The organism is Klebsiella sp. HMSC16C06, from assembly GCF_001808325.1.
In the GTDB taxonomy this organism is placed as follows: Bacteria; Pseudomonadota; Gammaproteobacteria; order Enterobacterales; family Enterobacteriaceae; genus Klebsiella; species Klebsiella variicola.
Map to the genome: position 1 here is coordinate 151,848 of NZ_KV792996.1, position 26,526 is coordinate 178,373.

Below are 26,526 nucleotides of genomic sequence, written 5' to 3' on the forward strand. Positions count from 1 at the left end.
GGCCATGTCTGAGAATACTTTTCTGGTGGAAATCGGCACTGAAGAGCTGCCACCAAAAGCGCTGCGCAGCCTGGCGGAATCTTTTGCTGCGAACGTGACCGCGGAGCTGGATAACGCTGGCCTCGCGCACGGTAAAGTAGAATGGTTTGCCGCCCCGCGTCGTCTGGCGCTGAAGGTAGCCAACCTGGCGGCGGCGCAAGCCGATCGCGAAGTGGAAAAACGCGGCCCGGCTATTGCCCAGGCGTTCGATGCCGAAGGCAAGCCAAGCAAAGCGGCCGAAGGCTGGGCGCGCGGCTGCGGTATCACCGTCGATCAGGCCGAACGTCTGACCACCGACAAAGGCGAGTGGCTGCTGTATCGCGCCCATGTAAAGGGCGAAAGCACTGAAGCGCTGCTGCCGAACATGATTGCCAGCTCGCTGGCGAAGCTGCCGATCCCGAAACTGATGCGCTGGGGCGCGTCTGACGTCCACTTCGTGCGTCCGGTTCACACGGTGACTTTGCTGCTGGGTGACAAAGTGATCCCGGCTACTATCCTCGGTATTCCGTCCGATCGCGTGATTCGCGGGCATCGCTTTATGGGTGAGCCGGAGTTCACTATCGATCATGCCGACCAGTACCCGCAGATCCTGCTGGAGCGCGGTAAAGTCATCGCCGATTACGAACAGCGTAAAGCCAAAATCAAAGCCGATGCGGAAGAAGCGGCGCGTAAGATTGGCGGTCAAGCCGATCTGAGCGAAAGCCTGCTGGAAGAAGTCACCTCGCTGGTGGAATGGCCGGTGGTGCTGACGGCGAAGTTCGAAGAAAAATTCCTCGCGGTGCCGTCCGAAGCGCTGGTTTACACCATGAAGGGCGACCAGAAGTACTTCCCGGTCTACGACAACGCCGGCAAACTGCTGCCGAACTTTATCTTCGTAGCCAACATCGAGTCCAAAGATCCGCAGCAGATCATCTCCGGTAACGAGAAGGTGGTTCGTCCGCGTCTGGCCGATGCTGAATTCTTCTTCAACACCGACCGTAAAAAACGTCTGGAAGATAACCTGCCGCGTCTGGAAACCGTGCTGTTCCAACAGCAACTTGGGACCCTGCGCGACAAGACCGATCGCATCCAGGCGCTGGCGGGCTGGATTGCCGGGCAGATTGGCGCTGATGTGAACCATGCGACCCGCGCGGGCCTGCTGTCCAAGTGCGACCTGATGACCAACATGGTCTTCGAGTTCACCGACACCCAGGGCGTGATGGGGATGCACTACGCGCGCCATGACGGCGAAGCGGAAGACGTGGCCGTAGCGCTGAACGAGCAGTATCAACCACGCTTTGCCGGCGACGCGCTGCCGTCTAACCCGGTTGCCTGCGCGGTGGCGATTGCCGATAAGATGGACACCCTGGCGGGTATCTTTGGTATCGGGCAGCATCCGAAAGGCGATAAAGACCCGTTTGCGCTGCGCCGCGCCGCGCTGGGCGTGCTGCGTATCATCGTTGAGAAGAACCTGAATCTCGATCTGCAAACGCTGACCGAAGAAGCGGTGCGTCTGTACGGTGAGAAGCTGACCAACGCCAACGTGGTTGATGATGTGATCGACTTTATGCTGGGCCGCTTCCGCGCCTGGTATCAGGACGAAGGTTACGGCGTCGACACGATCCAGGCGGTACTGGCGCGTCGTCCAACCCGCCCGGCGGATTTTGATGCGCGCATGAAAGCCGTATCGCACTTCCGTACCCTGGAAGAGTCCTCCGCGCTGGCGGCGGCAAACAAACGTGTCTCCAACATCCTCGCGAAATCCGACGAGACGCTGAACGACATCGTTCACGCTTCAGTGCTGAAAGAAGCGGCGGAAATCAAGCTGGCGGGCAATCTGGTGGTGCTGCGCGACAAACTGCAGCCGTATTTCGCCGCAGGCCGTTATCAGGATGCGTTGATCGAGCTGGCTGCGCTGCGCGAGCCGGTGGATGAATTCTTCGAGAACGTGATGGTTAACGCTGAAGACAAAGATGTTCGCATCAACCGTCTGACGCTGCTGTCCAAACTGCGTGAACTGTTCCTGCAGGTCGCGGATATTTCTTTGCTGCAGTAAGCGTATCGGTAATAATAAAAGACCTGCCTCAGGGCAGGTTTTTTTATACGTGAAATATAAATAGATGAACCGTTAATAATTCTGCTATTGATATCTTCATTATTTACATTCATCGATAAGAAATGTTTTAGGAATATATAAACATAATTCCGTGAGGTATTTACGCTAGAATGGCGGCGGGTGCTTGAGACTGTGTGTCTCAGGTATTCAGCGGGAGACAGACAGAGAAAAGCCCCACCTGATAGTAATCAAAGTGAGGCTCCCCTATGCATGAACACCATAAGAGTAGCCTCTTACTTGTTGAAAATCAACACTGGAGGCGAGGAATGCCGCAAAAGTATCTGTTGTTTGGCTTAGTAGTGATTTGCTTCACTATTTTATTATTGACCTGGATGGTTCGTGATTCGCTATGTGAATTACAGCTCAGGCAGGGAAATATTGAGCTGGTGGCATTCTTAGCCTGTGATATTAAACAGTAAGAGCATCTGGTGGGGATCTATCCCCACCATGCTTGCAGTGTCAGGCATTCTCAATGCACCCTTTCATTGTTCACCAAATAAATCATTTGCCTCCTGATATCAGGAGGCCTTTTTATTTTTACACGATCGTTGAATAAAACAGGCTTGCAACGCATACCGGAGTGTGGCTATCCTATGTCCCGACGAATTCCTCGTCTCACCGGAGCGCGCCCCACAAATGAACAAACACGACTGATGAATTTCACGCCTTACCTCGCAGATGTTGCGGGTAGGGGAGTATTGATTTCATTCAGGAGTGCTTATGGCTCATTGCGCCCATATCCCCGCTTTTGTTTTACATCAGGTCACCTGTCAGTTTGCGACGGGAGATACGCTTTTTGGTCCGCTGAATTTATCGCTGGAATCGTCGCTTTGCGGCCTGGTCGGCCGTAACGGCGTCGGTAAGACGCGTCTGCTACGTCTGCTGGCCGGTCTGGATTCCCCCGCCGAAGGCTATATCGAGCGCGGGGCTTCTATTGCCTGGGGGGCGCAGCAGCCGACGCTTACGCCGGAGACCACCCTCGCTACGCTGCTGGGCTATGCGCCGATATTTGATGCCTTGTCTCGCCTTGAACAGGGTCAAGTGCTGGCTGCCGATTTCGATCTATTGGATGGCCACTGGGATCTCCCCGATCGCCTGAGTTTAGCTTTCCGTGAAGCCGATCTCCCGCCGTTCTCTGCCGATCGTCCCGCTTTTTCACTCAGCGGCGGCGAGCGGATGAAGGCTCTGCTGTGCGGCGCCTTTGTCTCCGGCGCCGATTATCTGCTGCTGGATGAGCCCACCAACCATCTGGACCGCCAGGGGCGGGAGTGGCTCTATCACCAACTGGAAAGCTGGCAGGGTGGGGCTCTGATCGCCAGCCACGACCGCGAGTTACTGACGCGGATGCCGAGGATTATTGAGCTGACGCCGACGGCGCTGCACAGCTACGGCGGCAACTATGATGAATATCAGCGCCAGCGTATGGCGGAGCAGCAGGCTGCGCGCGCGGCGCTGGAGCATGCTGTGACCGAGCGACGGCGCACCCGCGCGCGAATGCAAAAGGAGCATGACGCCGCCCAGCGGCGCTCGGCTCAGACGCTGCGGACCGTTGATACGCTAAATATCGCCTCGTTTGAACGTGTGAAGTACAAAGGTGCGGCAAAAGAGCGCCCGGGAACGCTGCGCCGTCAGCATCGTGAACAGAACAGCAGTCTGAATGCCGCCGTGCAGCAGGCACGGGAGCGGGTAGAAGACGACAATCCGGTGATGTTCACCCTGCCGGGTAGCGAAGTGGCCGCCGGCAAGCAGGTTCTGGTGGTGGAAGCATTGCAGCTCGCCCATTCACCCGCTGCGCCGCTGGACTGGCGTATGGATGGTCCGATGCGTATTGCGCTAAAGGGACCGAACGGCTGTGGCAAAACCACTTTGCTGAAAACGCTGCTGGGGCTGGAGCAGGCCGTCTCAGGCGATGTCCGGCTGTCGGTGAGCGCGGCTTATCTGGATCAACATCTGACGCAGCTGGATCTGTCGTTATCGGTCATGGCGCACCTGAGCCTGGACGATACCCCGCTGGATGAGGGCCTTCTGCGCACCCGTCTGGCGCAGCTCCAGCTTGGCGCGGATAAGGTCACTCTGCCGCTGGCGACGCTCAGCGGCGGCGAGCGTCTGAAAGCGGCCCTGGCGTGCGTGCTCTGGCGACGCGATCCCGCTCAGCTGCTTTTGCTGGATGAGCCGACCAACCATCTCGATTTAGCATCGACACAGGCTATTGAAAGCGCGCTGGCGGCGTTTCCAGGCGCGATGCTGGTGGTGTCACATGATGAGGCTTTTTTACACGGTCTGAAGCTGGCCCATAGCCTGGCGTGGCGGGAGACGGGCTGGCACTTTTCCCTGCTCTGAATGCCCAACAGCCGCCATCGTATGCTGGCGGCTGTTGGCGACAGATAAAAAAAATCCCCGCCATCAGGCAGGGATTCTCGATTCTTAGCGGCTTGAACTTACAGAGAAGTTACGTTGCCAGCTGCCGGGCCTTTAGCGCCGCTTTCGATGGTGAAGGAAACTTTCTGACCTTCGTCCAGGGATTTGTAGCCATCGTTCTGGATAGCAGAGAAGTGTACGAACACGTCTTTAGAGCCATCGTCAGGAGTGATGAAGCCGAAGCCTTTGTCAGCGTTGAACCATTTTACGATACCAGTCATTTTACCGGACATAGTGAATTACCTTTAAAAAAATAAGTGAGCCTTGCGGCGTAGCGGTCTGGACTACAGATTTAAAGCGATAAAGGGAAAGTTCACTACGGGGGTATCTTTGGATAACCTTAGAAGGACTGCTCTATTCGACTGCTCTGTGGTCTGTACATCAAACCTGCGAGCATTAACGCACGTTCAGCACCTGATAGCAAACTTTTTTTTACGGTGCAGCGGCAAAAGCCCCCTTACTGACCCATGCCGCTGCGCGCTGGATTAATCGAGTAACTGTCGTGAAAGCTGTGGATTGGCCTGAATCAGGCGCATCAATTTCAGCTCGGTGGGAGACGGTCTAACCCGTCTCGACTCCCACTCTCTTACCATGGCGACGCTCACGCCCATGACGTTGGCAAAGTCGTCAATCTTAAGTCCAGTGCCTTTACGCAGCTGCTCAAATTCACTAAACACAGTGGACTTACGGTTTGAGGTAAGTTTCTGATTATCATCCTTAAATACGATGTGTTCCAGGCTGCTCAGCAGTTCAAACACGGGATCTTTATATTCCATTGAGAACTCCTTTTATCACACAGCGGAAGAGATTTTTTATAAAGCTCTTTAAGAATAGTCAGAAAATCGTGCAGCGGATGGTAACGTCCGTGATTATTTGCCAACAGGCTATCGAATCGTCCCCGGCAGCCAAACGGCAGTGGAGCCTAAGAGAATGATTACTAACGCGATGAGATGGCTTCGAAAATTTTTGTAAACGGATAAGAAAAAAGCGGCAAAGCCGGCGCGGGCCGCCGGCTTAACAATCAGGCTTTCTGCAGACCTCTCGCGTCGTCTTTCGTCGCCGGCGCGGATTTACTGACCCGGTATTTGATCAGCAGCGCGAGGGCTGACAGGAACGCCGGGATGGCCAGCAGAGTGAAGATGGTTTCAAAGGAGAGCTGCGCCTGCATCAGGAAGGCGCCGCTGAACGCGCCGAGGATCCCGCCGAAGCGGCCGATACCCAGCATCCAGGCGACGCCGGTGGCGCGCCCCTGCGTCGGGTAGAAGCCTGCCGCCAGCGCGGGCATCGACGACTGCGCGCCATTCATAATACTACCGGCGATAAACACCATCACCCCCATCAGCACCAGGCTGCTGGTGGAGAAACCCACCAGGCAGACGCAAACGCCGGTCAGCAACCAGCCGACGGCCACCACCTTGTTGGGATTGATCTTGTCCATCAGGGCGCCAAGGATCAGTACGCCAATCCCGCCGCCCAGCGGGAACAGGGCGGTGATGATGGAGGCCTGACTCATCGAGGCGCCGGTTTCGCGGATCAGCAGCGGCAGCCAGCTGGTCAGGAGGTAGAAAATCAGCAGGCCCATAAAGTAGGTCAGGCACAACATCACGGTACCCACCGCGTAGCGTGGGGAGAAAATGACGCCGATGGCCGATTTCTCTTTCACCTGGCCTGCTTCGCGCAGCTCAAATTCCACCGCCTCCGGCAGCGGCGCGATGCGTTTCAGGATGGCGGCAATGCGCTGCGCCGGCTGCTGCTTCACCACCAGATAGCGGGCAGACTCCGGCAGCAGAAAAATTAACGCTACGGCCAGCAGGAGGGGCATCACGCCGCCCAGCACCAGCACACTCTGCCAGCCATAGTGCGGGATCATCCAGGCGGATAAAAAGCCACCCAGCGATGATCCCATCGGAAAGCCGACGAACATCAGGTTCACCAGCAGCGCCCGACGGCGCTCCGGCGCATATTCGCTCATCAGGGTGGCCGCATTCGGCATCGCCGCGCCGAGCCCGAGACCGGTCAGGAAACGCAGCAGCGTCAGCTGATTAAGGCTGGTGGCGAAGGCGGTAAGCAGGCTGAATCCGCCGAACACCACGATCGACATAATCAGCACTTTTTTGCGGCCGATGCGGTCAGCCAGCGGCCCCGCGGTTAAGGCGCCGACCGCCAGGCCCACCAGCGCGGCGCTCATCACCGGGCCGAGCGCCGATTTTTCCACGCCCCATTCCTGTACCAGGTCGGAGGCGATAAATCCGATGATCGCGGTGTCGAATCCGTCCATCGCGACGGTGATAAAGCAGAGCGCAAGGATCATCCACTGGTAGCGGGTGAAGGGGTGCTCGTTGATAAAGGCCTGAATGTCGATGGTTGTCTTAGTCATACGGCTTTCCTGGCAGACTGAGCGAGGGACAGAGGTCTGTTTTTATCGTCGTCCTCGCGTCATTGAGTTTGATTTGTGCGATAATCGAACGTATCGCCGTTAATCGCTCATTCATCAAATCATTGAAGTGGGGGGCAGGCAATGCAGGCGCGCGCCAAAGCGTGCGATTATCGTCCGTTTTAGGACGCCACGTCGTACGGAAACTTTTTTAGTGCCATAAAAATCAGATGGTTATATAAACTTCGCTCGCAGAATGTGATGACTATATTTGTGATGTGTATAACAGACGTTCTACACCGCGACGATGGCGTGCGAAATGGCGTTTTTCCTGCGTAAGATTAGCAGTAAAGGGTATCCTGCGAGGCCGAGCTGGACTATCCTTGTCAGCGTCTGGCACGTGTGTGTCGTTGTGCGCTTTTTTTGGCTGAAAGGAGTAAAAAAATGGCGACAGGAAAGTCCTGCTCTCGCTGGTTTGCGGCTATGGCGGCCTTATTGATGGTGGTTAGCCTGAGTGGGTGTTTTGATAAAGAAGGCGATCAGCGCAAAGCGTTTATCGACTTCCTGCAGAATACGGCGATGCGTAGCGGTGAACGTCTGCCGACGCTGACCGCCGATCAGAAAAAACAGTTTGGGCCTTTTGTCTCTGACTACGCGGTGATCTACGGTTACTCGCAGCAGGTGAGCCAGGCGATGGACGCTGGTCTGCGCCCGGTGGTGGACAGCGTCAATGCTATCCGCGTCCCGCAGGACTATATGACCCAGCGTGAGCCGCTGCGTCAGGCGAACGGCGCGCTGGGCGTGCTCAGCCAGCAGCTGCAGAATGCGAAAATGCAGGCCGATGCCGCGCATAGCGCTCTGAAGCAGGCTGACGATCTTAAGCCGGTCTTCGATCAGGTTTACGCCAAGGTCGTGACCGCGCCAGCTGACGCGCTGCAGCCGCTGATCCCGGCCGCGCAAATCTTTACCCAGCAGCTGGTTCAGGTGGGGGATTTTGTCGCTCAGCAGGGGACCCAGGTGAGCTTTGTGGCCAACGGCATTCAGTTCCCCACCTCGCAGCAGGCCAGCCAGTACAATGCGCTGATTGGGCCGCTGGCGGCGCAGCATCAGGCGTTTAATCAGGCATGGACGGCAGCGGTGAACGCCACCCGTTAATGTCTCATCTGGCTGACGTTGGCTGCGGCGAACGAGCAGGATGATGGATAAGATGCAAAAAGAACCCGGGGAGGGCGATTGCCGCCGCTACCCGGGTTTTTTTATGGCTTATTTGACCTGCGGATTAACGCAGTTTTTCTCTACATTACCGTTCAGGGCATCGATCAGGTTGTCCACCGCGCAGGCCGCCATGTTGTAGCGCGTCTCATGGGTGGCAGAGCCGATATGCGGCAGCGCGACAACGTTTGGTAGGGTTAACAGCGGCGAGTCTTTTGCCAGCGGTTCGTGTTCGAAGACATCAAGGCCGGCAGCATGAATTTCACCCGCCTGCAGAGCAGCGATCAGCGCCTGCTCGTCCACCACCGGGCCACGTCCGGCGTTAATGAAGATGGCGGAAGATTTCATTTTGGCAAACTGCGCCTGACCGAACAGATGGTGGGTCTCTTCGCTCAGGGGCAGGATCAAGCAGACGAAATCGGCTTCCTGCAGCAGGGTATCGAGATCGCAATAGCGGGCGTTGAAGCGCTCTTCCGCCTGCGGATGCTGGCGGCGCGCGTTATACAGGATCGGCATGCCGAACCCGAAGTGGGCGCGCTGCGCCAGCGCCATACCGATGCGGCCCATGCCGACGATACCTAAGGTTTTATGGTGCACGTCGCAGCCGAACCAGTCCGGGCCAATGCTCTTCGTCCACTCGCCCGCTTTGACGCGCTCCGCCACTTCCACTACCCGGCGCGCGGTGCTCAGCACCAGCGCCATGACCGTATCGGCGACGGTCTCGGTCAGTACGGTCGGGGTATGCATCAGCAGCACCCGGCGAGCGTTCAGCGCCTCGACGTCAAAGTTGTCATAGCCAACGGAAACGGTAGAGGTCGCACGCAGCTTCGGCATCTTCTCCAGCAGCGCGGCGTCAACCTTTTCGCTGGAGCCCAGGAGGCCTTCAGCCTGGGCGAAGGCCTCTGCATGCTGCGAAACGGTCTCCGGCCGCAGGTTTTTTACCTGAGTGACGGAAAAGTGCTCCTCCAGGCGCTGTAGCAGGTCGTCGGGAAGCGTTTTATAGAGAATGACAGACGGCTTCATGCGAATCTCCGTAGTAGAAATAGTTCAGGCGTGGTGAGCGCCAAGCGGAATGCTTTGATTATTAGCAGGCTTAACAATCAAAGTCAGCAATACTGAGGCGAAAAGCGCCACCCCCATAAAAATATAGGAGGCTGCGGGGCTGCCGGTGGCACCGTTCAGGTAGCCGACAAACCACGAGCCGCAGAAGGAGCCCAGAGCGCCCATACTGTTGATCAGCGCCATGGCGCCTCCGGCGACGTTACGCGGCAGCATTTCCGGAATAATGGCGAAGAAGGGGCCGTAAGGCGCATACATTGCCGCACCGGCCACCACCAGCAGGGTATAAGACACCCAGAAGTGGTTGGCGCCGACCGCCCAGGAGCCGATGAAGGCCAGTCCGCCAATCAGCAGCAGCGGCCAGACGAACAGCTTACGGTTCTGCATTTTATCGGAGGCCCAGGAGACCACGATCATGGCGATAGTGGCCGCCAGGTACGGAACCGAAGAGAGCCAGCCCACTTCCACCATCCCCATATTTTCACCGCCGCTGCGGATAATCGACGGCAGCCACAGTACAAAACCGTACACGCCGATACTCCAGGCAAAGTACTGCGCGCAGAGCAGGATCACGTTGCGGGAGCGGAAGGCTTCGCCATAGTTACGCACCGCTTTGATGCCCTGCTGTTCACGATCCAGTTGTTCCTGCAGCGCGGCTTTTTCATTCTCCGCCAGCCAGTTAACCTGCGACGGTTTGTCTTTTACCAGCACCCACCAGCAGAAGGCCCAGATCACTGCCGGCACCCCTTCGATGATGAACATTTCCCGCCAGCCGAAGGCCTGGATCAGGTAGCCGGAGACCACCGACATCCACAGGACCGTCACCGGGTTACCGAGGATCAGGAAGGTGTTGGCGCGAGAGCGCTCTGATTTGGTGAACCAGTTGCTGATATAGATCAGCATCGCCGGCATCACCGCCGCTTCGACGACGCCGAGGATAAAGCGAATGGCCGCCAGCGCCGGGATATTATGCACAACACCGGTCAGCGAGGCGCAGCCGCCCCAGAGGATCAGGCAGATAAAGATCAGTTTGCGAACGCTGCGGCGCTCCGCATAGATAGCGCCGGGGATCTGGAAGAAGAAGTAGCCGAGGAAGAACAGGGCCCCCAGCAGGGAGGAGATCCCCTTGGTGATGCCCAGGTCTTCGGTAATGCCTGCCGCGGAGGCGAAGCTGAAGTTGGCACGGTCGAGGTACGCCAGGCTATACGTGATAAACACGATAGGCATGATGTACCACCAGCGTTTCGTTGCATTTGTTGAGCTATTCATAGGCTTGCCTCTGTCAATGAGGTGACATCCGTCCGTCGAAACGGACGCTGCTGTGCCGCGCTGCAGGTAGGGTACAGGACGGCTGTTATTGTTGCGTATAAATGTTATTCGCCCAGCGCATCGCGGGTGGGGAGCCCCTCGCTGTCGCCCTGGACCTGAATCGCCAGCGAACCGATTTTATTGCCACGGTTCACCGCCTGAAGCAGGGTTTTGCCTTCCAGCAGGGCGCTAATCACCCCGACGGCAAAGCCGTCGCCGGCGCCGACGGTATCGACGACGTTTTCGACTTTAATGGCATCAACCGTTCCCTGTTCGCCGCTGGCGCTCTTGAACCAGGCGCCGTCGCAGCCGGTTTTAATGACTACCGCCTTGACGCCGCGGGAGAGATAAAAATCGGCGATCCCTTCCGGGGTCTGCTGGCCGGTGAGAATCACGCCCTCTTTTAAGCCTGGCAAAACCCAGTCAGCCTGGAAGGCGAGACGGTTGAGTTTCTCCACCATCTCGGCTTCGCTTTTCCACAGCACCGGGCGCAGATTAGGGTCGAAAGAGAGGGTTTTTCCCTCGGCTTTCATCACCTTCGCCGCATGCTCCAGCAGCGCATATGAGCTTTCAGAGAGCGCGGCGGCCACGCCGCTCAGGTGCAGATGGCGGGCGCTGGTGAAGTAGTCGGCGCGAAAATCGTCCGGCGACAGATGGCTGGCGGCAGAGCCTTTGCGGAAATACTCCACAATGGGATCGGTTCCATTTTCGACTTTCGATTTCATCTGGAAACCGGTAGCGAAGCGGTTGTCGATGGCGACAGCGTGGCTATCGATCCCCTCTTTCGCCAGCGATTGCAGTACGAAGCGGCCAAAGCTGTCGTTGCCGACGCGGCTGACCCAGCCGACCTTCAGACCCAGGCGCGCCAGGCCGGTGGCAACGTTCAGTTCGGCGCCGGCGACACGCTTCATGAAATGCTCCACCTCGGCCAGATCGCCGGTTTCGGTGGCGACAAACATGGCCATGGCTTCGCCGATGGTGATGACATCTAAATTTTCCACGGCTTAATCCTCGCGTAACAGGTTGACGTAGCGGCGGGTCACGGCCGTCAGGTCATGGCCAGTCAGCGGGAACTCGATTCCACGCGGCGCGTCGGCAGGAAGATTATCGAGCAGGGCCAGCCAGCGATCGGCGGCCTGATCCGGCGGTACCGCGCGGAATTTCTCATGATGAGGCTCCGCCGCTTTCACATGAATATAGCTGACCGCCGGCGCAAGGTGGCGTGCCGCCTCTTCCGGCGAGTCGCCGACCCACAGCCAGTTGCCCATATCAAACGTTAAGGTGACCGGCAACTGATGGACCCGGCAGGCGGCTTTGAAGCGCTGCATCGGCGCCAGCTGGCCGCAGTCGGTCTGGTCATTCTCTACCACCAACGCCATGCCGCTATCGCGGAGGATCTCGCGCAGCTCATCCAACTGCTGATTGTGAAGGAAATGGCCAAGGGAGAGCTTTAGCCACAGGGCGTTAAGGGTTTGCGCTTCCGCGAGCAGCGCCGGGAGTTCCGGGTTGAGCTCGCCGTTATCGGCGAACAGCGCCTGCGGCGCGGAGTAGCAGGCCAGCAGGCCGTGGCGCTCAATGGTGGCCGCCAGCGACGGCAGAGCGTTGAGCTCTTCCGCGCTGCACAGCTCGCGGCGGATTTCGACACCGTCCGCACCGGCGTCGGCGATGAACGGCAGGACAGCGGCCTGGCCGCCTAAGGATTTAACATGGTCATTACCATACGCAGCGGTAACGACAATAATTTTTCTGGCCATCGCGCTCTTACTCCCGGCGTTTGTTGCTTAATCTCCTTAATACGCTAGATGGTATCGGTTCCATAAGAAAGGGCGAGATGTTTAATTTATGATCGGCATCACGAAGGATCGTTAACGGGAGGTTGATCCGCGGACGATAAGCTCGCCGGAGAAGACCCGCTCGCGGATGGGGTCGTTAGTGCCGGCAATGCGCCGAATCACCTGTTCGACCGCGGCGTAGCCGATCTGCCACGTCGGCTGTTTGAGGGTGGTAATACCGACGCCAGCCAGCTCCGCCCACTCCAGTTCGTCGAAGCCCAGCAGGCCGATATCGCTCCCCCAGATCAGGCCGACGCGCTTCAGAGCGCGGGCCACCTGCAGCGTCAGGGCGCCGTTGGCGGAGATGACCGCTTTGCGCATCCCGCGGTGGCGAGCATGGAACTGGCGCAGGACGTTGTCCATCATCGCGCCGTCGTTGAGCTGCACTTCGGCGTTTTCAGCCACCACGCCGTGGTGACGAGTGAGGGTAGCGCGAAAAGCGCTCAGACGCTCGCGGCGGGTATTCACCGAGCCCAGCGGTTCGCTGAGAAACAGGATGGCCTCAAACCCTTTCTCCACCAGGTGTTCGGTGGCGGTGGTGGCGGCCTGGGCGTTATCAAGCCCGACCACATCGCAGGCGAAGTCGGGGATTTTACGGTCAATCAGCACCATCGGCAGGGCCGACTGCTGCAGGCGGTTCAGGCCATCCTCCCGCATACCGACTGCGTTGACCACGATGCCTTCCACCTGGTAGCTGCGCAGCAGGTCCAGGTAGTGCAGTTCCTGATCCAGCTCGTTATTGGTATTACACACCAGCAGGGTGAAGCCTTTTTCCCGGCAGGCCGCTTCAATGCCGCTCATGACATTGACCGAGTAGGGGTTGGTGATATCGGCGATGATCAGGCCAATAAGGCGGGTTCGGCCGTGTTTGAGGCCGCGGGCCATCAGGCTGGGGCGGTAGTCGAGTTCGGCAATGGCTTTTTCAATACGTGATAACAGATCGTCGGAAAGCAGATGCTTCTCGCCGTTAAGATAACGTGAAATGCTGGTTTTGCCGGTCTTTGCGGCTTTCGCCACATCGCTGATAGTTGCACGCGCCGCTTTCGCCATGGTGGCTTCCTTTGCTGAAAATCTGCCAACACCTTAGCGCGAAAAATAGCGATATCAAGCATTTTGCCCGGCAGAGCGGCTGCCGGGCGTCATGAGGATGCGCTTACTGTAGCGGGCTGAGGGTAATTTCCACGCGACGGTTCTGCGCTTTGCCTTCCGCCGTGCTGTTGCTGGCGATAGGATTCGCCGGCCCCATGCCGGTGGTGCGAATGCGATTGGCCGCCACGCCCTGAGTGATCAGCGCGCTGGCGACGCTGTCTGCACGCTGTTGCGACAGACGCATATTCAGATCCTTGCTGCCGGTGCTGTCGGTGTAGCCGACGACGTTAACAGCGGTTTTCTCGTACTCTTTCAGCACCATGGCCACGCCGGTCAGGGTGTTGGCGCCGGCCGGCTTCAGGTTGGCGCTATTGCTGTCGAAGGTGACGTTATTCGGCATGTTCAGCACGATATTGTCGCCATTTCGCGTCACGCTGACCCCGGTTCCCTGCATTTTGTCGCGCAGCTTCGCTTCCTGCACGTCCATGTAGTAACCAATGCCGCCGCCGAGCGCCGCGCCGGCCGCTGCGCCAATCAGCGCGCCTTTGCCGCGGTCATGTTTGGAAGAGGAGAGCGCGCCGACGCCAGCGCCCACTAAGGAGCCAATACCTGCGCCAATACCGGATTTACCTGCTTCACGTTCACCGGTATAGGGGTTGGTGGTGCAGCCAGAAATGGCCAGAGTGCCGCTGACCAGCGCCGCAATCATAAGTACGCGTTTTTTCATTTAATGTCCTTAATCCTTTTTATTCTTTGTCACAGCGAACGTGACGGTTGATTATGACGCGTGATTACGTAGAAAATTCCCCGGATACCATCTCATTTTGTAAATAACATTGAACGGTTGCCCATCACGCCGTCATGACACCTGCATTCGCTGACCAGGAGCCGCCCTTGCCAACCTCATCTGCAACCAAAACCATCTTAACCGCCGCCCACTGGGGACCGATGCTGGTGGAAACGGACGGTGAAAACGTCCTCTCTTCCCGCGGCGCGCTGGCGACACCGTTTGCCAACTCGCTGCAAACGGCGGTGCGCGATCAGGTCCACAGCAAAACCCGCGTGCGCTATCCGATGGTGCGCAAAGGCTTCCTTGCTTCACCGGACAAGCCCCAGGGGGTCCGCGGTCAGGATGAATTCGTGCGGGTGAGCTGGGATCAGGCGCTGGATTTAATTGACGCCCAGCATCGGCGGATCCGCGAAAGCTACGGTCCGCAGTCGATTTTCGCCGGCTCCTACGGCTGGCGCTCTAACGGCGTCCTGCATAAGGCGGCCACCCTGCTGCAGCGCTACATGAGCCTGGCGGGCGGCTATACCGGCCATCTTGGCGATTACTCCACTGGCGCGGCGCAGGCGATCATGCCTTACGTCGTGGGCGGGAATGAGGTATATCAGCAGCAGACCAGCTGGCCGCTGGTGCTCGAGCACAGCGAAGTGGTGGTGCTGTGGAGCGCCAACCCGCTGAACACCCTGAAAATTGCCTGGAACGCCTCCGACGAGCAGGGGATCCCGTGGTTCGACCGGCTGCGCCAGAGCGGTAAGCGCCTGATCTGCATCGATCCGATGCGATCGGAAACCGTCGATTTCTTTGGCGATTCGATGGAATGGATCGCCCCGCATATGGGCACCGATGTCGCGCTGATGCTGGGGATCGCCCATACGCTGGTGGAGAATAGCTGGCAGGATGATGCGTTTCTTACCCGCTGCACCAGCGGCTACGATATTTTTGCCCGCTATCTGACCGGCGAAAGCGACGGCGTAGCGAAAACCGCTGACTGGGCGGCGGCGATCTGCGGCGTGAAAGCGGATAAGATCCGTGAACTGGCGAAAATTTTCCATGAAAATACCACCATGCTGATGTCTGGCTGGGGCATGCAGCGCCAGCAGTATGGCGAGCAGAAGCACTGGATGCTGGTCACCTTGGCCGCCATGCTGGGGCAGATTGGCACCCCGGGAGGCGGGTTTGGTCTTTCCTATCATTTCGCCAACGGCGGCAACCCGACGCGCCGCGCGGCGGTACTGGGCTCGATGCAGGGAAGCGTCGCCGGGGGCGTGGACGCGGTGGAGAAGATCCCGGTCGCGCGGATCGTCGAGGCGCTGGAGAATCCGGGGGCAGAGTATCAGCACAACGGCATGGCGCGTCGCTTCCCCGATATTCGCTTTATCTGGTGGGCCGGCGGGGCCAACTTTACTCATCATCAGGACACCAACCGCCTGATTCAGGCCTGGCAGAAGCCGGAGCTGATCGTCATCTCCGAATGCTTCTGGACCGCCGCCGCGCGCCATGCCGATATCGTCCTGCCGGCGACCACCTCGTTTGAGCGCAACGATCTGACCATGACTGGAGATTACAGCAATCAGCATCTGGTGCCGATGAAGCAGGTGGTCGCCCCGCGAGATGAAGCGCGCGACGATTTCGCGGTCTTTGCCGACCTCAGCGAACGCTGGGAGGTGGGCGGCCGCGAGCGCTTCACCGAAGGGAAGAGTGATTTGCAGTGGCTGGAGACCTTCTATCAGATCGCCGCCCAGCGCGGGGCTCACCAGCAGGTGACGCTGCCGCCGTTTGCCGAATTCTGGCAGGCTAACCAGCTGATTGAGATGCCAGAGGAGCCGGAGAATGCCCGTTTTGCGCGCTTCGCCGCCTTCCGCGCCGATCCGCAGGCTAATCCGCTGAAAACGGCGAGCGGTAAAATTGAGATCCACTCGCCGACCATCGCCGCCTTTGGCTACGCCGATTGCCCGCCGCACCCGATGTGGCTGGAGCCCGACGAGTGGCATGGCAACGCTGAGGCGGGGCAGCTGCAGCTGCTGTCGGCCCATCCGGCCCACCGTCTGCACAGTCAACTGAACCACACCACGCTGCGCGAACGCTATGCTGTCGCCGGACGCGAACCGGTGACTATTCATCCGCAGGATGCCCGGGCCCGGGGGATTGCCGATGGCGATCTGGTGCGGGTGTGGAACGCCCGCGGTCAGGTGCTGGCCGGCGCGGTGGTGACGGAGGGGATCCGCCCGGGGGTGATTTGCCTGCATGAAGGGGCATGGCCCGACCTGGATCCGCGGGTGGGCATCTGCAAAAACGGGGCGGTGAATGTCTTAACCAAAGATATCCCGACGTCCCGGCTGGGCAACGGCTGTGCCGGGAACACCGCCCTGGCGTGGCTGGAGAAATATACCGGCCCGACGCTGCCGCTTACAGCATTTGATCCGCCGGCCAACGCATAATCCACGTCGGGTGCTGAGTGTCGTCCTGCCATGCGCAGTCTTCAATCCGGAAGCCCTGCGCATGGTAGAAACTGACCGCCGATTCGTTCTTCTGGTAAACCTCGAGACTCAGCCAGGCGTAGTGCTGTTTGACTTCATCCAGCAGCGCCCGGCCAATGCCCTGGCGGATGGCGTCCGGCGCGACAAACAGCGCGCCGACGAAGCGGGAGTCCAGCACGCTAACAAAGCCTTTTAATTCCCCATCGCGTTCCCAGACCCAGGTGCTGGCGGCGGGAAGATAGACATCCCGTACCACCGCGACGCTGTCGCGCCAGTAACTTTCGCTGATAAAAGGATGGGCATGAATCGTTCTGTCCAGCCACAGGGCCAGCAGCGGCGCGGTATCTTTAGTGTCCCACTTGCGGATCATCCTGACCTCCAGGGTGACAGAAGCAGCCGGTGATATGGTCGTTGACCAGCCCACAGGCCTGCATAAAGGAATAACAGATTGTCGAGCCGACAAATTTAAAGCCGCGTTTTTTCAATGCCTTCGACAGCGCATCGGAGGCCGGCGTCGTGGTGGGGATCTCCGCCAGCGTCGCGGCGCAGGTCACCTGCGGCTCATTGTTGACGAAGGACCAGACAAAATCAGTGAACGACTCGCCATTTTCTTCCATCGCCAGATAGGCGCGGGCGTTGCCGATAATGGCCTGGATTTTTCCCCGATGGCGAATGATGCCGGCATTCTGCAGCAACTGCTCGACATCGTCTTCCCCCATCGCTGCCACGCGCACCGGGTCGAACTGGTGAAAAGCCTGACGGTAGTTCTGCCGTTTTTTTAACACCGTGATCCATGACAAACCGGCCTGCTGGCCCTCCAGGCAGATCATTTCAAACAGCTGGCGGCCCTCTTTTTGCGCCACACCCCATTCGGTATCGTGATATTCGATATATAACGGATCCTGACTCACCCATCCGCAACGTTGCATAGCTATTTCTCCCTCTGCGCTAAAAAAGTGGACGCCCCGGCTTGACGGCTGAAAGATAAAGATAATAGTTAATACAGGGAAATCGTATCCCCAAAAAAAACACAGCAATATTGCCGATTCGGCTCTTTTCTGGAGTCGCATTAATGATAATAAAGAAATGCAATGGCCTCCGGGGCTTCTTGTTCCCGGCGAGCGTATCCGTCTGGATGACGTGTGTCTCTGGAGCGAATGCCTGGCAACAGGAATATATCGCTATCGATACAAAAAGTAATACGCCGGAACGCTATACATGGGATAGCGATCACCAACCACGTTACGAAGATATTCTCGCTGAGCGGATGAAGTCCTCAGAGACGCCTGGCGGGCTGGCATTAAACCAGGCGCTGGCGCCACCGGACAGCAGCCGTGGTCAGAGCGTTGGCTGGAATTATCTGCTGGCAAATGGCATGACCTCCGGGCCGGTGGCCAGCCTGCGCAGTGACGTCACCGCGCCAGTGACGAGAAGCGCTGTCGAGACGGGGTATGTCAACACGCTCGGCTGGCGCATGGATTATCAGTCGCTGTGGGGCGTGCATCCCTGGGCTCAGGTGAGCTATAACCAGTCGCTTACCAGCGATGCCTGGTCGCCGACGACCCGCGCCAGAGAGGGCGGCTGGAGTGATGTCACCCTGGGCGCCGATATGCGGTTGGGATCCCATGTTGCGGCATGGGCGACGCTGTCGCAGGCGGACAATGTCCCATCCGGGGAAAATACGCTCTATTTGATGGGCGTCAGCGCCAACTTTTGACCGATATTGTTACGCGTTTGAAACGACGCGGTTATTGTTAAATCTCAGTAATGGCGCATTTCTGTGAGATAGCGCACACTAACTTTTTTCCTGAAATTCGCGGAATGAATGTTTTGCAATGTCATTCGTTCCGCCATTAATGCATTTCATTCCCTGCTGGTGGCAGTTCATGCCTTTTTCCCCACAGGATGAGGGGCCTTCGCTATTGTGGCGGCAGTTAATTTATCAGGACAACTGCTATGAACGCTGCAAACCGTCAATCGACCCGCTGGCTTACGCTAATCGGCACCATCATCACCCAATTTGCTCTCGGTTCGGTCTATACCTGGAGCCTGTTTAATAGTTCGCTGTCTGACAAACTGGGCGAGCCGGTCAGCCAGGTGGCTTTCTCCTTTGGCCTGCTGAGCCTCGGGCTGGCGCTCTCCTCGTCGGTCGCCGGAAAGTTGCAGGAACGCTTTGGCGTTAAGCGTGTGACCATGGCCTCCGGGATCCTGCTCGGTCTGGGCTTCTTCCTGACCGCGCACTCCAATAGCCTGATGATGCTGTGGCTGAGCGCGGGCGTGCTGGTGGGGCTGGCGGACGGCGCCGGCTATCTGCTGACCCTGTCGAACTGCGTGAAGTGGTTCCCGGAGCGTAAAGGGCTGATCTCTGCTTTCTCCATTGGTTCCTATGGGCTCGGCAGCCTGGGGTTCAAATTCATTGATTCCCATCTGCTGGCCACCGTCGGCCTGGAAAAAACCTTCGTCATCTGGGGCGCTATCGTGCTGGTGATGATCGTCTTTGGCGCGACCCTGATGAAAGATGCGCCGAATCATACGGCGTCCACCGCGGCCAACGGCGTCGTGGAAAATGACTTTACTCTCGCCGAATCGATGCGCAAACCGCAGTACTGGATGCTGGCGGTGATGTTCCTGACGGCCTGCATGAGCGGACTGTACGTGATTGGCGTGGCGAAAGATATTGCCCAGGGGATGGTCCACCTGGATGTCGCCACGGCGGCAAACGCGGTAACCGTTATCTCGATTGCTAACCTTAGCGGCCGCCTGGTGTTAGGCATCCTGTCCGACAAGATCTCCCGCATTCGTGTGATTACCCTCGGTCAGATCGTGTCGCTGGTAGGGATGGCCGCGCTGCTGTTCGCCCCGCTGAATGCCATGACTTTCTTCGCCGCCATCGCCTGCGTCGCCTTTAACTTCGGCGGCACCATCACCGTCTTCCCGTCGCTGGTGAGTGAGTTCTTTGGCCTGAACAATTTGGCGAAAAACTACGGCGTGATTTATCTGGGCTTTGGTATCGGCAGCATCTGCGGCTCTCTCATCGCTTCGCTGTTCGGCGGCTTCTACGTGACCTTCTGCGTGATCTTCGCCCTGCTGATTCTGTCGCTGGCGCTGTCCACCACCATCCGTCAGCCGAGAGGCAGTGTTTATAGCGAGGCGCACGCCTGAAACCTGCAGCGTGAAACGTGCCCCTGGTTAATCCCCTAAGCAAATAGTGCCAATCCAGCCAAATGTTTTGTAAATGTTTGGCTGGATCACATTCCCTCCTGATACTTTTCCCGTTCCCTGTGGTCTACTTATCGCGCTTTGTAGAGGTTTCTGATAACCAACCCTAACGCACCCTATTAGCCTACTGACTCGTGCCACAGCGTCAGGCGGTGTTTTATTCTTCTTTTTCCAGGTTTGCTTGCATGAAATATATTAGAACGATGACGCAGCAGAAGCTTAGTTTTTGGCTGGCGCTGTACATCGGCTGGTTTATGAACGTCGCCGTTTTTTTCCGGCGTTTCGATGGTTATGCTCAAGAGTTCACTTTCTGGAAAGGGCTTTCCGGTGTTGTTGAACTGGTTGCCACGGTATTTGTCACCTTCTTCCTGTTACGTCTGCTGTCACTGTTTGGTCGCCGCATCTGGCGCATTCTGGCGACGCTGATTGTCCTGTTTTCCGCCGCGGCGAGTTACTACATGACGTTCCTCAATGTGGTGATTGGCTACGGGATTATCGCTTCGGTGATGACCACCGATATCGACCTGTCGAAAGAGGTCATCGGCTGGCACCTGATCCTCTGGCTGGTGGCGGTGAGCGCGCCGCCGTTGCTGTTCATCTGGAGCAACCGCTGCCGGCATACGCTGCTGCGCCAACTGCGCACCCCGGGGCAGCGGGTTAAAAACGTATTGATCGTCGTGCTGGCCGGGCTCATCGTCTGGGGTCCCATCCGCCTGCTTGAGCTGCGTCAGCATGATGTGGAGCGCCATTCGGAAGTGGATATGCCGAGTTACGGCGGGGTGATCGCCAACTCCTATCTGCCATCAAACTGGCTGTCGGCGCTGGGGCTGTACGCCTGGGCGCAGGTGGATGAATCCTCGGATAATAAATCGCTGATTAACCCGGCGAAGAAGTTTACCTACGTCGCGCCGGAAGGCCTGGATGACACCTACGTGGTGTTTATCATTGGCGAAACGACCCGCTGGGACCATATGGGTATCCTCGGCTATAGCCGCAATACCACGCCAGAGCTGGAGAAAGAGAAGAATCTGGTCGCTTTCCGCGGCTACTCCTGCGATACCGCCACCAAGCTGTCGTTACGCTGTATGTTTGTGCGTCAGGGCGGAGCGGAGGATAACCCGCAGCGAACGCTCAAAGAGCAGAACGTCTTTGCCGTGCTTCATCAGTTGGGCTTCAACGGCAATCTCTATGCCATGCAGAGCGAGATGTGGTTCTACAGCAACACGATGGCCAACAATATCGCCTACCGCGAGCAAATTGGCGCCGAGCCGCGCAACCGCGGTAAGAGCGTTGACGATATGCTGCTGGTGGAGGAGATGAAACGCGGTATGGCGCAGGGCAACGCCTCCGGTAAGCATCTGATCATTCTCCACACCAAAGGCTCCCACTTTAACTACACCCAACGCTACCCGCGCAGCTTCGCCCAGTGGAAGCCGGAGTGCGTCGGCGTCGACAACAAGTGCTCGAAAGCGGAGCTGATTAACTCCTACGATAACAGCGTGACCTACGTCGATCACTTTATCGTCAGCGTCCTCGACCAGCTGCGGGATAAGAAAGCGATTGTGTTCTATGCCGCCGATCATGGGGAGTCGATTAATGAACGCGAACACCTGCACGGAACGCCGCGCAAGATGGCGCCGCCGGAGCAGTTCCGCGTGCCGATGATGGTGTGGATGTCGGATAAATACCTGGAGAACCCCGATCATGCCGCCGCGTTTGCCCATCTGCAGCAGCAGGCTGCGATGAAGGTGCCGCGCCGTCACGTCGAGCTGTATGACACCATTATGGGCTGTCTCGGCTATACCTCGCCGGATGGCGGGATCAATGAGAATAACAACTGGTGCCGGTGGAAAAAGTAAGGCACGGGGTTTATTTTCAGATTCTCGGGTCTGTTCTCCCTTCCTGAGCCCAGGATAAGCTAATCCCTCGCCGGCTGACGCCGCGCGAGGGATTTTTTTCGCACAGTGGATGTGTCTGGCAGGTTGCCTCTTCTTCTTTGATTACCCTCCAGTTTTCTCGCTCCCCCTGTGCACGAACTTTTCATGGAGAGAAAGGATGAAGGTGATAAAGGGGTTGGCCTTACTGTGCCTGTTGATGCTCGCGGGCTGCCAGTCTGAGGAAGAGACCAGCCAGTTCCTGCTGGCCTGTAAATACGATGCGCCAGCGACGATCGAAGCCATGCTGAATAACGGCATTGATGTGGATGGTCAGGATAAAACCGGCTTAAGTGGCCTGATGGTCGCTGCCGCGGAAAATCGTCGTGATGTGGTAGCGTTACTGCTTAAGCGTCAGGCGAAGCCGAATCTCCAGACGCGCCAGGGCGTCACGGCGCTGATGCTGGCGGCGGCGCGCGGCAGCGATGCCGCGATTATCGGCGATCTTCTCCAGGCCGGCGCGTCGGTAAATCAGACCAGCGTCGAGAAGAGTACGGCATTGATGTCCGCCATTGCCGACGGCGGGGACGTCAGAAACGACTATCAGCATATTCTGGCGATGAAAAAGCCCGATGCGCCTGTCGAGAAGGAGAGCGCGCTGGATAAAATTGTCGGCGCAACGGCGGCGAAATCGCTGGCGACGGGTAACCGCGCGCTGATGACCGAAGACATGGCGTTACAACTGGCGCCCGGCGCGTTTAAGAAGAACGTCGACGAGATCGTGGCGCTGCTGATCAGGCACGGGGCGGACGTGAAGGCCGTCAATGCGTCAGGGGAATCGGCCTTTTTCCTCGCGGTCGATCACGCGCGTTCGGCGGAAACCATCACGACGCTGGCCAACGCCGGGGCGGACACCAGCCTGGCGGATAAATCCGGCACCACCCCGCTGATGCTGGCGGCGGCGGGGGATGATCCCAATCTGGTGCTGGCGCTGTCGGCCTCCGGTGTGGAGGTGGATAAGCCGAACCGTGAAGGACTCACGGCGCTGCAGGTGGCGGCGGGTCAGGGGTCGCCTGCGGTGATCGCGGCGCTGGTGCAGCGCGGCGCAAAGGTGGACCAGCTCTCCGCCAACGACCTCAGCCCGCTGATGCTGGCGGTCAAAATGAATAATAAAGCCAATGTCGAGGCGCTGCTTGAGGCTGGCGCCAGCGTCAACCTCAGCAATAAGGCCGGCTATACGGCGATCGGCTACAGCCGGGCCGGCGAGGTTCGCCAGCTGCTGCTGGCGCAGCATGCCGAGCTGAAAGGGCAGGCCGCGCATATGGCGCAAAGCGAACTGCAGTTTTGTGCTAATGCCTTTGCCGACAAGCTGGCATACAGCGACATCGCCCGCGCGGTGAATAACGATACCCGCCCGGATATTATGCGTCATCAGCAATCCTGCCCGGAGCTGGGGGAACTGACGATGCTGCTGGGGGAATTTAAATTCAACCCGGCGGGCTCGACCTATCTCGGTGAGCCGGTGACCTGTAAGGTATCCGAGTATCGCAAAGCGTTTGAGGTGACCTGCCGCTGAAAACGATGACCAACCGACGATTCGCTGCTCAGGCTGCTGAGTTTCTCGCCGGTTGAGCGATTTTTTGAAAATAAGGCATTGACGGGTAGGCATCCCAGCAGTAAGATGCGCCCCGCATTCGGTGATTGGCGCAGCCTGGTAGCGCACTTCGTTCGGGACGAAGGGGTCGGAGGTTCGAATCCTCTATCACCGACCAAATTCGAAAAGCCTGCTCAACGAGCAGGCTTTTTTGCATCTGTGGCCTGTGAGGATGAGAACCTCCGGGGGCAGGAGGTTCGACTCGAGCGAAGCGAGAGAACGTTGCGTCAGCAACGGCCCGCAGGGCGAGCCACGAAGTGGTGAGTCATCCTCTATCACCGACCAAATTCGAAAAGCCTGCTCAACGAGCAGGCTTTTTTGCATCTGTGGCCTGTGAGGATGAGAACCTCCGGGGGCAGAGTTCGGCTTGTGTTCCGTAGGCCCGCGCAAGCGCAGCGCCGCCGGGCATGCGTTTAACCGCAATCTGAAAGCCTGCTCAATGAGCAGGCTTTTTTTGCGTATTAAGCCGAAGTTTTTGCAGGCACAGCAGGCAAATGTATTGGTAATGAGATTAACTGAGCGCTCAGGTTGTCCTTTTCATCCCTTGATTGAAAAATTAAACAGGTGCCAATTCGATTATGTTTCCTGTCAGTGATTCGCTGGACTTACAAACGCTTTCTGAATCAGTTGAACTGGAGTTTAAGCTGGCGCAGGGAGCGGAGGGTAAAGGTAAACTGCCAGAGGATTTCTGGCGGACGTACAGTGCGATGGCGAACACCCGCGGTGGCTATGTCGTGTTAGGTGTCAGGGAAAAGAAAGGAAACTTTATCGTTGAAGGGATTAGCGATATGGCTACCGTTACGAAGCAACTTTTTGATATTGCTAACAATAAGAAGAAAGTCAATGTCAATTTACTGACCGAAGAGTCGCTACAAGTCATCAAACTTGATAATAAAGAAGTCATTGTCATTGAGATTCCCATAGCAAGACGAGAACAAAAACCCGTCTATCTCAATAATCAGCCGATGACGGAAACCTATCTCCGCCGTCATGAAGCGGACTGCCACTGCTCTGCAGAGCAAATCAAAAGAATGCTTGCAGAGCAGGTCGAGGATAGCCGTGATGACCGGATCCTGACCGGGTTTGATTTCAGTGATATCGATCAGGACAGTTTGCGCGCCTACCGTAATCTCTTTGCGGTGGCGAAACCTCAGCATCCATGGCAGGAACTAAATCTCGTTGATTTATTTAAGAATATCGGCGGCTGGCGTCAAAATCGTCAGAGCGGGGAGGAGGGCATAACTCTTGCTGGTATCCTGATGTTTGGCACCTGGAATGCCATTCAGGATGCGGTCCCTAACTATTTTGTTGATTATCGTGAACGGGACGATGCACAACCTGATTCCCGCTGGATCGACCGTATCTATCCGGATGGCTCATGGTCAGGCAATGTTTTTGATTTTTACCGCCGGACTTATCGAAAACTGATCACTGATCTTAAGGTACCTTTTGAATTGCAGGACGGTATTCGGCTGGATGAAACCAAAGTTCATGAAGCTATCCGAGAGGCGCTTGTTAATACCCTGGTGCATGCTGATTATACGGGTCGAAGCTCAATCTTAGTGGTCAGACGGCCGGATCTTTTTGGCTTCCGTAATCCAGGGCTGATGCGAATACCGCCGGAAATCGCAGTGAAAGGTGGAGAAAGCGACTGTCGTAACCGCCGTATGCATCAGATGTTTTTAATGATTGGGGCGGGGGAGCGAGCGGGGTCCGGGGTTCCGAAAATTATAAGCGGCTGGAAATGGGCAAACTGGCGCACACCAAAGTTATATGAAAAAACGGAACCCTCTGAACAAACGTTGCTTGAACTGTCCACAGTAAGCCTTGTATCACAGGTAGTGACTGAGCGGCTCAATGGTTTGTTTGGCCACCGTTTTTCTCTGCTTGATGATCTTGAAAGGATGATCGTTATCACCGCGGCGACAGAGGGATGGGTAAACCATGAGCGAGCCTGTCAGCTAACGAGCAGACATTCGCGTGATGTCACCCTGGCATTTCCCAAATTAGTCGATAGGGGATTTCTGGTTTCCAGCGGTGAAAAGCGAGATAAATCATATAGTTTACCTGTAATGGCACTGCCATCGCCGGAAGACATATTTGCAAATGCGTTAAGTTCTACATCGAGCTTAACGCATAACGCTCAGGGCTTAACGCATAGTGGCAACAGCTTAACGCATAGCGTTCCTGATTTAGTCGGTAACCCTCAGGGAAGGGATGAATATGGTCGGTTCATCAGCCACTTTTTAGATAAGCCGTTCATTGATGATCTTGACGCATTAAGTGATGGATTCCGGCATGAGCTTGAAGTGTTAACCGCGCCATCCCGGGCGCAACGACGACTGGAAACCGAGGTGATGAAGGCGTTGCTTGTCCAGTTGTGCGCTGGTCATTACTTATCCGTCGCAGTTATGGAGAAATTATTGGGACGTAAGGCGCAGAGTATTCGCCAGAATTACTTAAAGCCCATGGTGGATGCGAGGCAACTCAAACTGGCGTTTCCCAACAAGCCTAACTCACCTCGACAAGGGTATACGGTGGTCTAGCCTTTTGTTCGTGAGCTTCCGACGCAATGCCGCCCTTCGTTTTTATGATTCGCGCAATACCCCTCTTGCCATTTGTCAGGACGATATACATGCCGTGCCGTCTGGTTCCGTAAGTAGGGACCGGCCAAAAATTCCACCAAAATCACAATAAACGTCTTTACCCACGTTTCCAGCCAGCTATTCGCTATTTTGTGACATCTTCCATTGCATTTTTTTATCGATGAACAGATCTTTTTTCGCGAAGCTTATGGCTAAATGTAGCATTTTCCGCTGTGCGCTTTAACGTTAGCGCTATTAATCGCTCACATATTGGTCACACGGCAAGAAATTTTTCTCATTTGTTGGAATTGTTTCCCTCTGCGTGTTGCAAATTATTAAGGTCATTATTCTGCTTATTGACCCGTAGCATAAATTTCTCTGCTGAAAATAGCGCCTTGAAGTTTTTTTAATCTTTGCCTGCCGTTTCTCACGCTGGATGTAAAACCCGGCTGGCTGTATTGACGTTTCCCCATTCTGTTGACAGATTGTAGGGCATGAGGGGCA

General features: G+C 57.0%; 21 protein-coding genes, 1 tRNA gene and 1 other RNA gene. 12 read left to right on the forward strand and 11 right to left on the reverse strand.

Annotated elements, in window-relative coordinates; translation table 11 throughout:
• The first annotated feature begins 4 nt into the window (after positions 1–4).
• The 3 genes from glyS (at position 5) to HMPREF3142_RS10575 (ending at position 4,474) form a co-directional block, all read left to right on the forward strand.
• The gene (gene glyS / locus HMPREF3142_RS10565) at positions 5–2,074 is read left to right on the forward strand and encodes a glycine--tRNA ligase subunit beta (protein ID WP_012967074.1); all 2,070 of its coding nucleotides are present in this window, start codon (positions 5–7) and stop codon (positions 2,072–2,074) included.
• Positions 2,075–2,400: 326 nt separating this feature from the next.
• Positions 2,401–2,553, forward strand: a complete 153-nt coding sequence (gene hokA, locus HMPREF3142_RS10570; protein ID WP_012967075.1) for a type I toxin-antitoxin system toxin HokA — start codon at positions 2,401–2,403, stop codon at positions 2,551–2,553.
• A 301-nt stretch (positions 2,554–2,854) separates the two neighbouring features.
• Positions 2,855–4,474 carry an ATP-binding cassette domain-containing protein gene (locus HMPREF3142_RS10575; RefSeq protein ID WP_070612058.1) on the forward strand — a complete coding sequence of 540 codons (1,620 nt, stop codon included), beginning with the start codon at positions 2,855–2,857 and terminating at the stop codon, positions 4,472–4,474.
• Positions 4,475–4,572: 98 nt separating this feature from the next.
• Here HMPREF3142_RS10575 and cspA read toward each other — a convergent pair whose 3' ends face one another.
• From cspA to HMPREF3142_RS10590, 3 genes are all read right to left on the reverse strand, one after another.
• Positions 4,573–4,785 carry a transcription antiterminator/RNA stability regulator CspE gene (gene cspA / locus HMPREF3142_RS10580; RefSeq protein WP_000014594.1) on the reverse strand — a complete coding sequence of 71 codons (213 nt, stop codon included), beginning with the start codon at positions 4,783–4,785 and terminating at the stop codon, positions 4,573–4,575.
• A 252-nt stretch (positions 4,786–5,037) separates the two neighbouring features.
• On the reverse strand, positions 5,038–5,328 hold the full coding sequence (locus HMPREF3142_RS10585; RefSeq protein ID WP_002921931.1) for an HTH-type transcriptional regulator: 291 nt from the start codon (positions 5,326–5,328) through the stop codon (positions 5,038–5,040).
• A gap of 245 nt (positions 5,329–5,573) precedes the next feature.
• Complete coding sequence (locus HMPREF3142_RS10590) at positions 5,574–6,929, reverse strand: MFS transporter (protein WP_008806885.1); 1,356 nt, start codon at positions 6,927–6,929, stop codon at positions 5,574–5,576.
• 441 nt (positions 6,930–7,370) lie between these two features.
• Here HMPREF3142_RS10590 and HMPREF3142_RS10595 point away from each other — a divergent pair, with 441 nt between their 5' ends.
• A complete protein-coding gene (locus HMPREF3142_RS10595; protein ID WP_012540337.1) occupies positions 7,371–8,081 on the forward strand; it encodes a DUF3053 domain-containing protein in 711 nt (236 codons plus the stop codon).
• Positions 8,082–8,189: 108 nt separating this feature from the next.
• Here the strand turns inward: HMPREF3142_RS10595 and ghrB are convergent, their stop codons facing one another.
• From ghrB to HMPREF3142_RS10625, 6 genes are all read right to left on the reverse strand, one after another.
• The gene (gene ghrB / locus HMPREF3142_RS10600) at positions 8,190–9,161 is read right to left on the reverse strand and encodes a glyoxylate/hydroxypyruvate reductase GhrB (protein ID WP_008806887.1); all 972 of its coding nucleotides are present in this window, start codon (positions 9,159–9,161) and stop codon (positions 8,190–8,192) included.
• Between the two features lie 24 nt (positions 9,162–9,185).
• On the reverse strand, positions 9,186–10,466 hold the full coding sequence (locus tag HMPREF3142_RS10605) for an MFS transporter (protein ID WP_048268308.1): 1,281 nt from the start codon (positions 10,464–10,466) through the stop codon (positions 9,186–9,188).
• A gap of 104 nt (positions 10,467–10,570) precedes the next feature.
• Positions 10,571–11,506 (reverse strand): sugar kinase, encoded by a 936-nt coding sequence (locus HMPREF3142_RS10610; RefSeq protein ID WP_008806889.1) that lies wholly within the window; start codon positions 11,504–11,506, stop codon positions 10,571–10,573.
• Positions 11,507–11,509: 3 nt separating this feature from the next.
• Complete coding sequence (locus tag HMPREF3142_RS10615) at positions 11,510–12,259, reverse strand: sugar phosphate isomerase/epimerase family protein (RefSeq protein WP_008806890.1); 750 nt, start codon at positions 12,257–12,259, stop codon at positions 11,510–11,512.
• A gap of 111 nt (positions 12,260–12,370) precedes the next feature.
• Positions 12,371–13,387 carry a LacI family DNA-binding transcriptional regulator gene (locus tag HMPREF3142_RS10620; protein ID WP_008806891.1) on the reverse strand — a complete coding sequence of 339 codons (1,017 nt, stop codon included), beginning with the start codon at positions 13,385–13,387 and terminating at the stop codon, positions 12,371–12,373.
• Positions 13,388–13,490: 103 nt separating this feature from the next.
• Positions 13,491–14,153 (reverse strand): OmpA family lipoprotein, encoded by a 663-nt coding sequence (locus tag HMPREF3142_RS10625; RefSeq protein WP_002921917.1) that lies wholly within the window; start codon positions 14,151–14,153, stop codon positions 13,491–13,493.
• Positions 14,154–14,320: 167 nt separating this feature from the next.
• On the opposite strand from HMPREF3142_RS10625, the gene HMPREF3142_RS10630 reads away from it, so the two are divergent.
• Positions 14,321–16,651 (forward strand): molybdopterin guanine dinucleotide-containing S/N-oxide reductase, encoded by a 2,331-nt coding sequence (locus HMPREF3142_RS10630; protein WP_008806892.1) that lies wholly within the window; start codon positions 14,321–14,323, stop codon positions 16,649–16,651.
• Here HMPREF3142_RS10630 and HMPREF3142_RS10635 read toward each other — a convergent pair.
• Both HMPREF3142_RS10635 and tag read right to left on the reverse strand, forming a co-directional pair.
• Positions 16,620–17,060 (reverse strand): N-acetyltransferase, encoded by a 441-nt coding sequence (locus tag HMPREF3142_RS10635; RefSeq protein ID WP_070612059.1) that lies wholly within the window; start codon positions 17,058–17,060, stop codon positions 16,620–16,622. The two genes, HMPREF3142_RS10630 and HMPREF3142_RS10635, sit on opposite strands and share 32 nt — an antisense overlap.
• Positions 17,038–17,619: a DNA-3-methyladenine glycosylase I gene (tag, locus tag HMPREF3142_RS10640; protein WP_008806894.1), complete on the reverse strand. Its 582-nt coding sequence runs from the start codon at positions 17,617–17,619 to the stop codon at positions 17,038–17,040. Before tag ends, HMPREF3142_RS10635 begins: the two co-directional genes overlap by 23 nt.
• A 206-nt stretch (positions 17,620–17,825) precedes the next feature.
• Between tag and HMPREF3142_RS10645 the strand changes: the two genes are divergently transcribed.
• The 7 genes from HMPREF3142_RS10645 (at position 17,826) to HMPREF3142_RS10675 (ending at position 25,983) form a co-directional block, all read left to right on the forward strand.
• On the forward strand, positions 17,826–18,407 hold the full coding sequence (locus tag HMPREF3142_RS10645; RefSeq protein WP_165790303.1) for an autotransporter outer membrane beta-barrel domain-containing protein: 582 nt from the start codon (positions 17,826–17,828) through the stop codon (positions 18,405–18,407).
• A gap of 239 nt (positions 18,408–18,646) precedes the next feature.
• Positions 18,647–19,852 carry an L-lactate MFS transporter gene (locus HMPREF3142_RS10650; protein WP_070612060.1) on the forward strand — a complete coding sequence of 402 codons (1,206 nt, stop codon included), beginning with the start codon at positions 18,647–18,649 and terminating at the stop codon, positions 19,850–19,852.
• Between the two features lie 242 nt (positions 19,853–20,094).
• Complete coding sequence (eptB, locus tag HMPREF3142_RS10655) at positions 20,095–21,768, forward strand: kdo(2)-lipid A phosphoethanolamine 7''-transferase (RefSeq protein WP_049137993.1); 1,674 nt, start codon at positions 20,095–20,097, stop codon at positions 21,766–21,768.
• A gap of 196 nt (positions 21,769–21,964) precedes the next feature.
• On the forward strand, positions 21,965–23,359 hold the full coding sequence (locus HMPREF3142_RS10660; protein ID WP_023340814.1) for an ankyrin repeat domain-containing protein: 1,395 nt from the start codon (positions 21,965–21,967) through the stop codon (positions 23,357–23,359).
• 119 nt (positions 23,360–23,478) lie between these two features.
• Positions 23,479–23,555: transfer RNA gene (locus HMPREF3142_RS10665), tRNA-Pro, on the forward strand.
• Between the two features lie 34 nt (positions 23,556–23,589).
• Positions 23,590–23,722: non-coding RNA, RtT sRNA (locus HMPREF3142_RS10670), on the forward strand.
• A 293-nt stretch (positions 23,723–24,015) separates the two neighbouring features.
• The gene (locus tag HMPREF3142_RS10675; RefSeq protein ID WP_070612061.1) at positions 24,016–25,983 is read left to right on the forward strand and encodes an RNA-binding domain-containing protein; all 1,968 of its coding nucleotides are present in this window, start codon (positions 24,016–24,018) and stop codon (positions 25,981–25,983) included.
• Positions 25,984–26,526 lie beyond the last annotated feature (543 nt).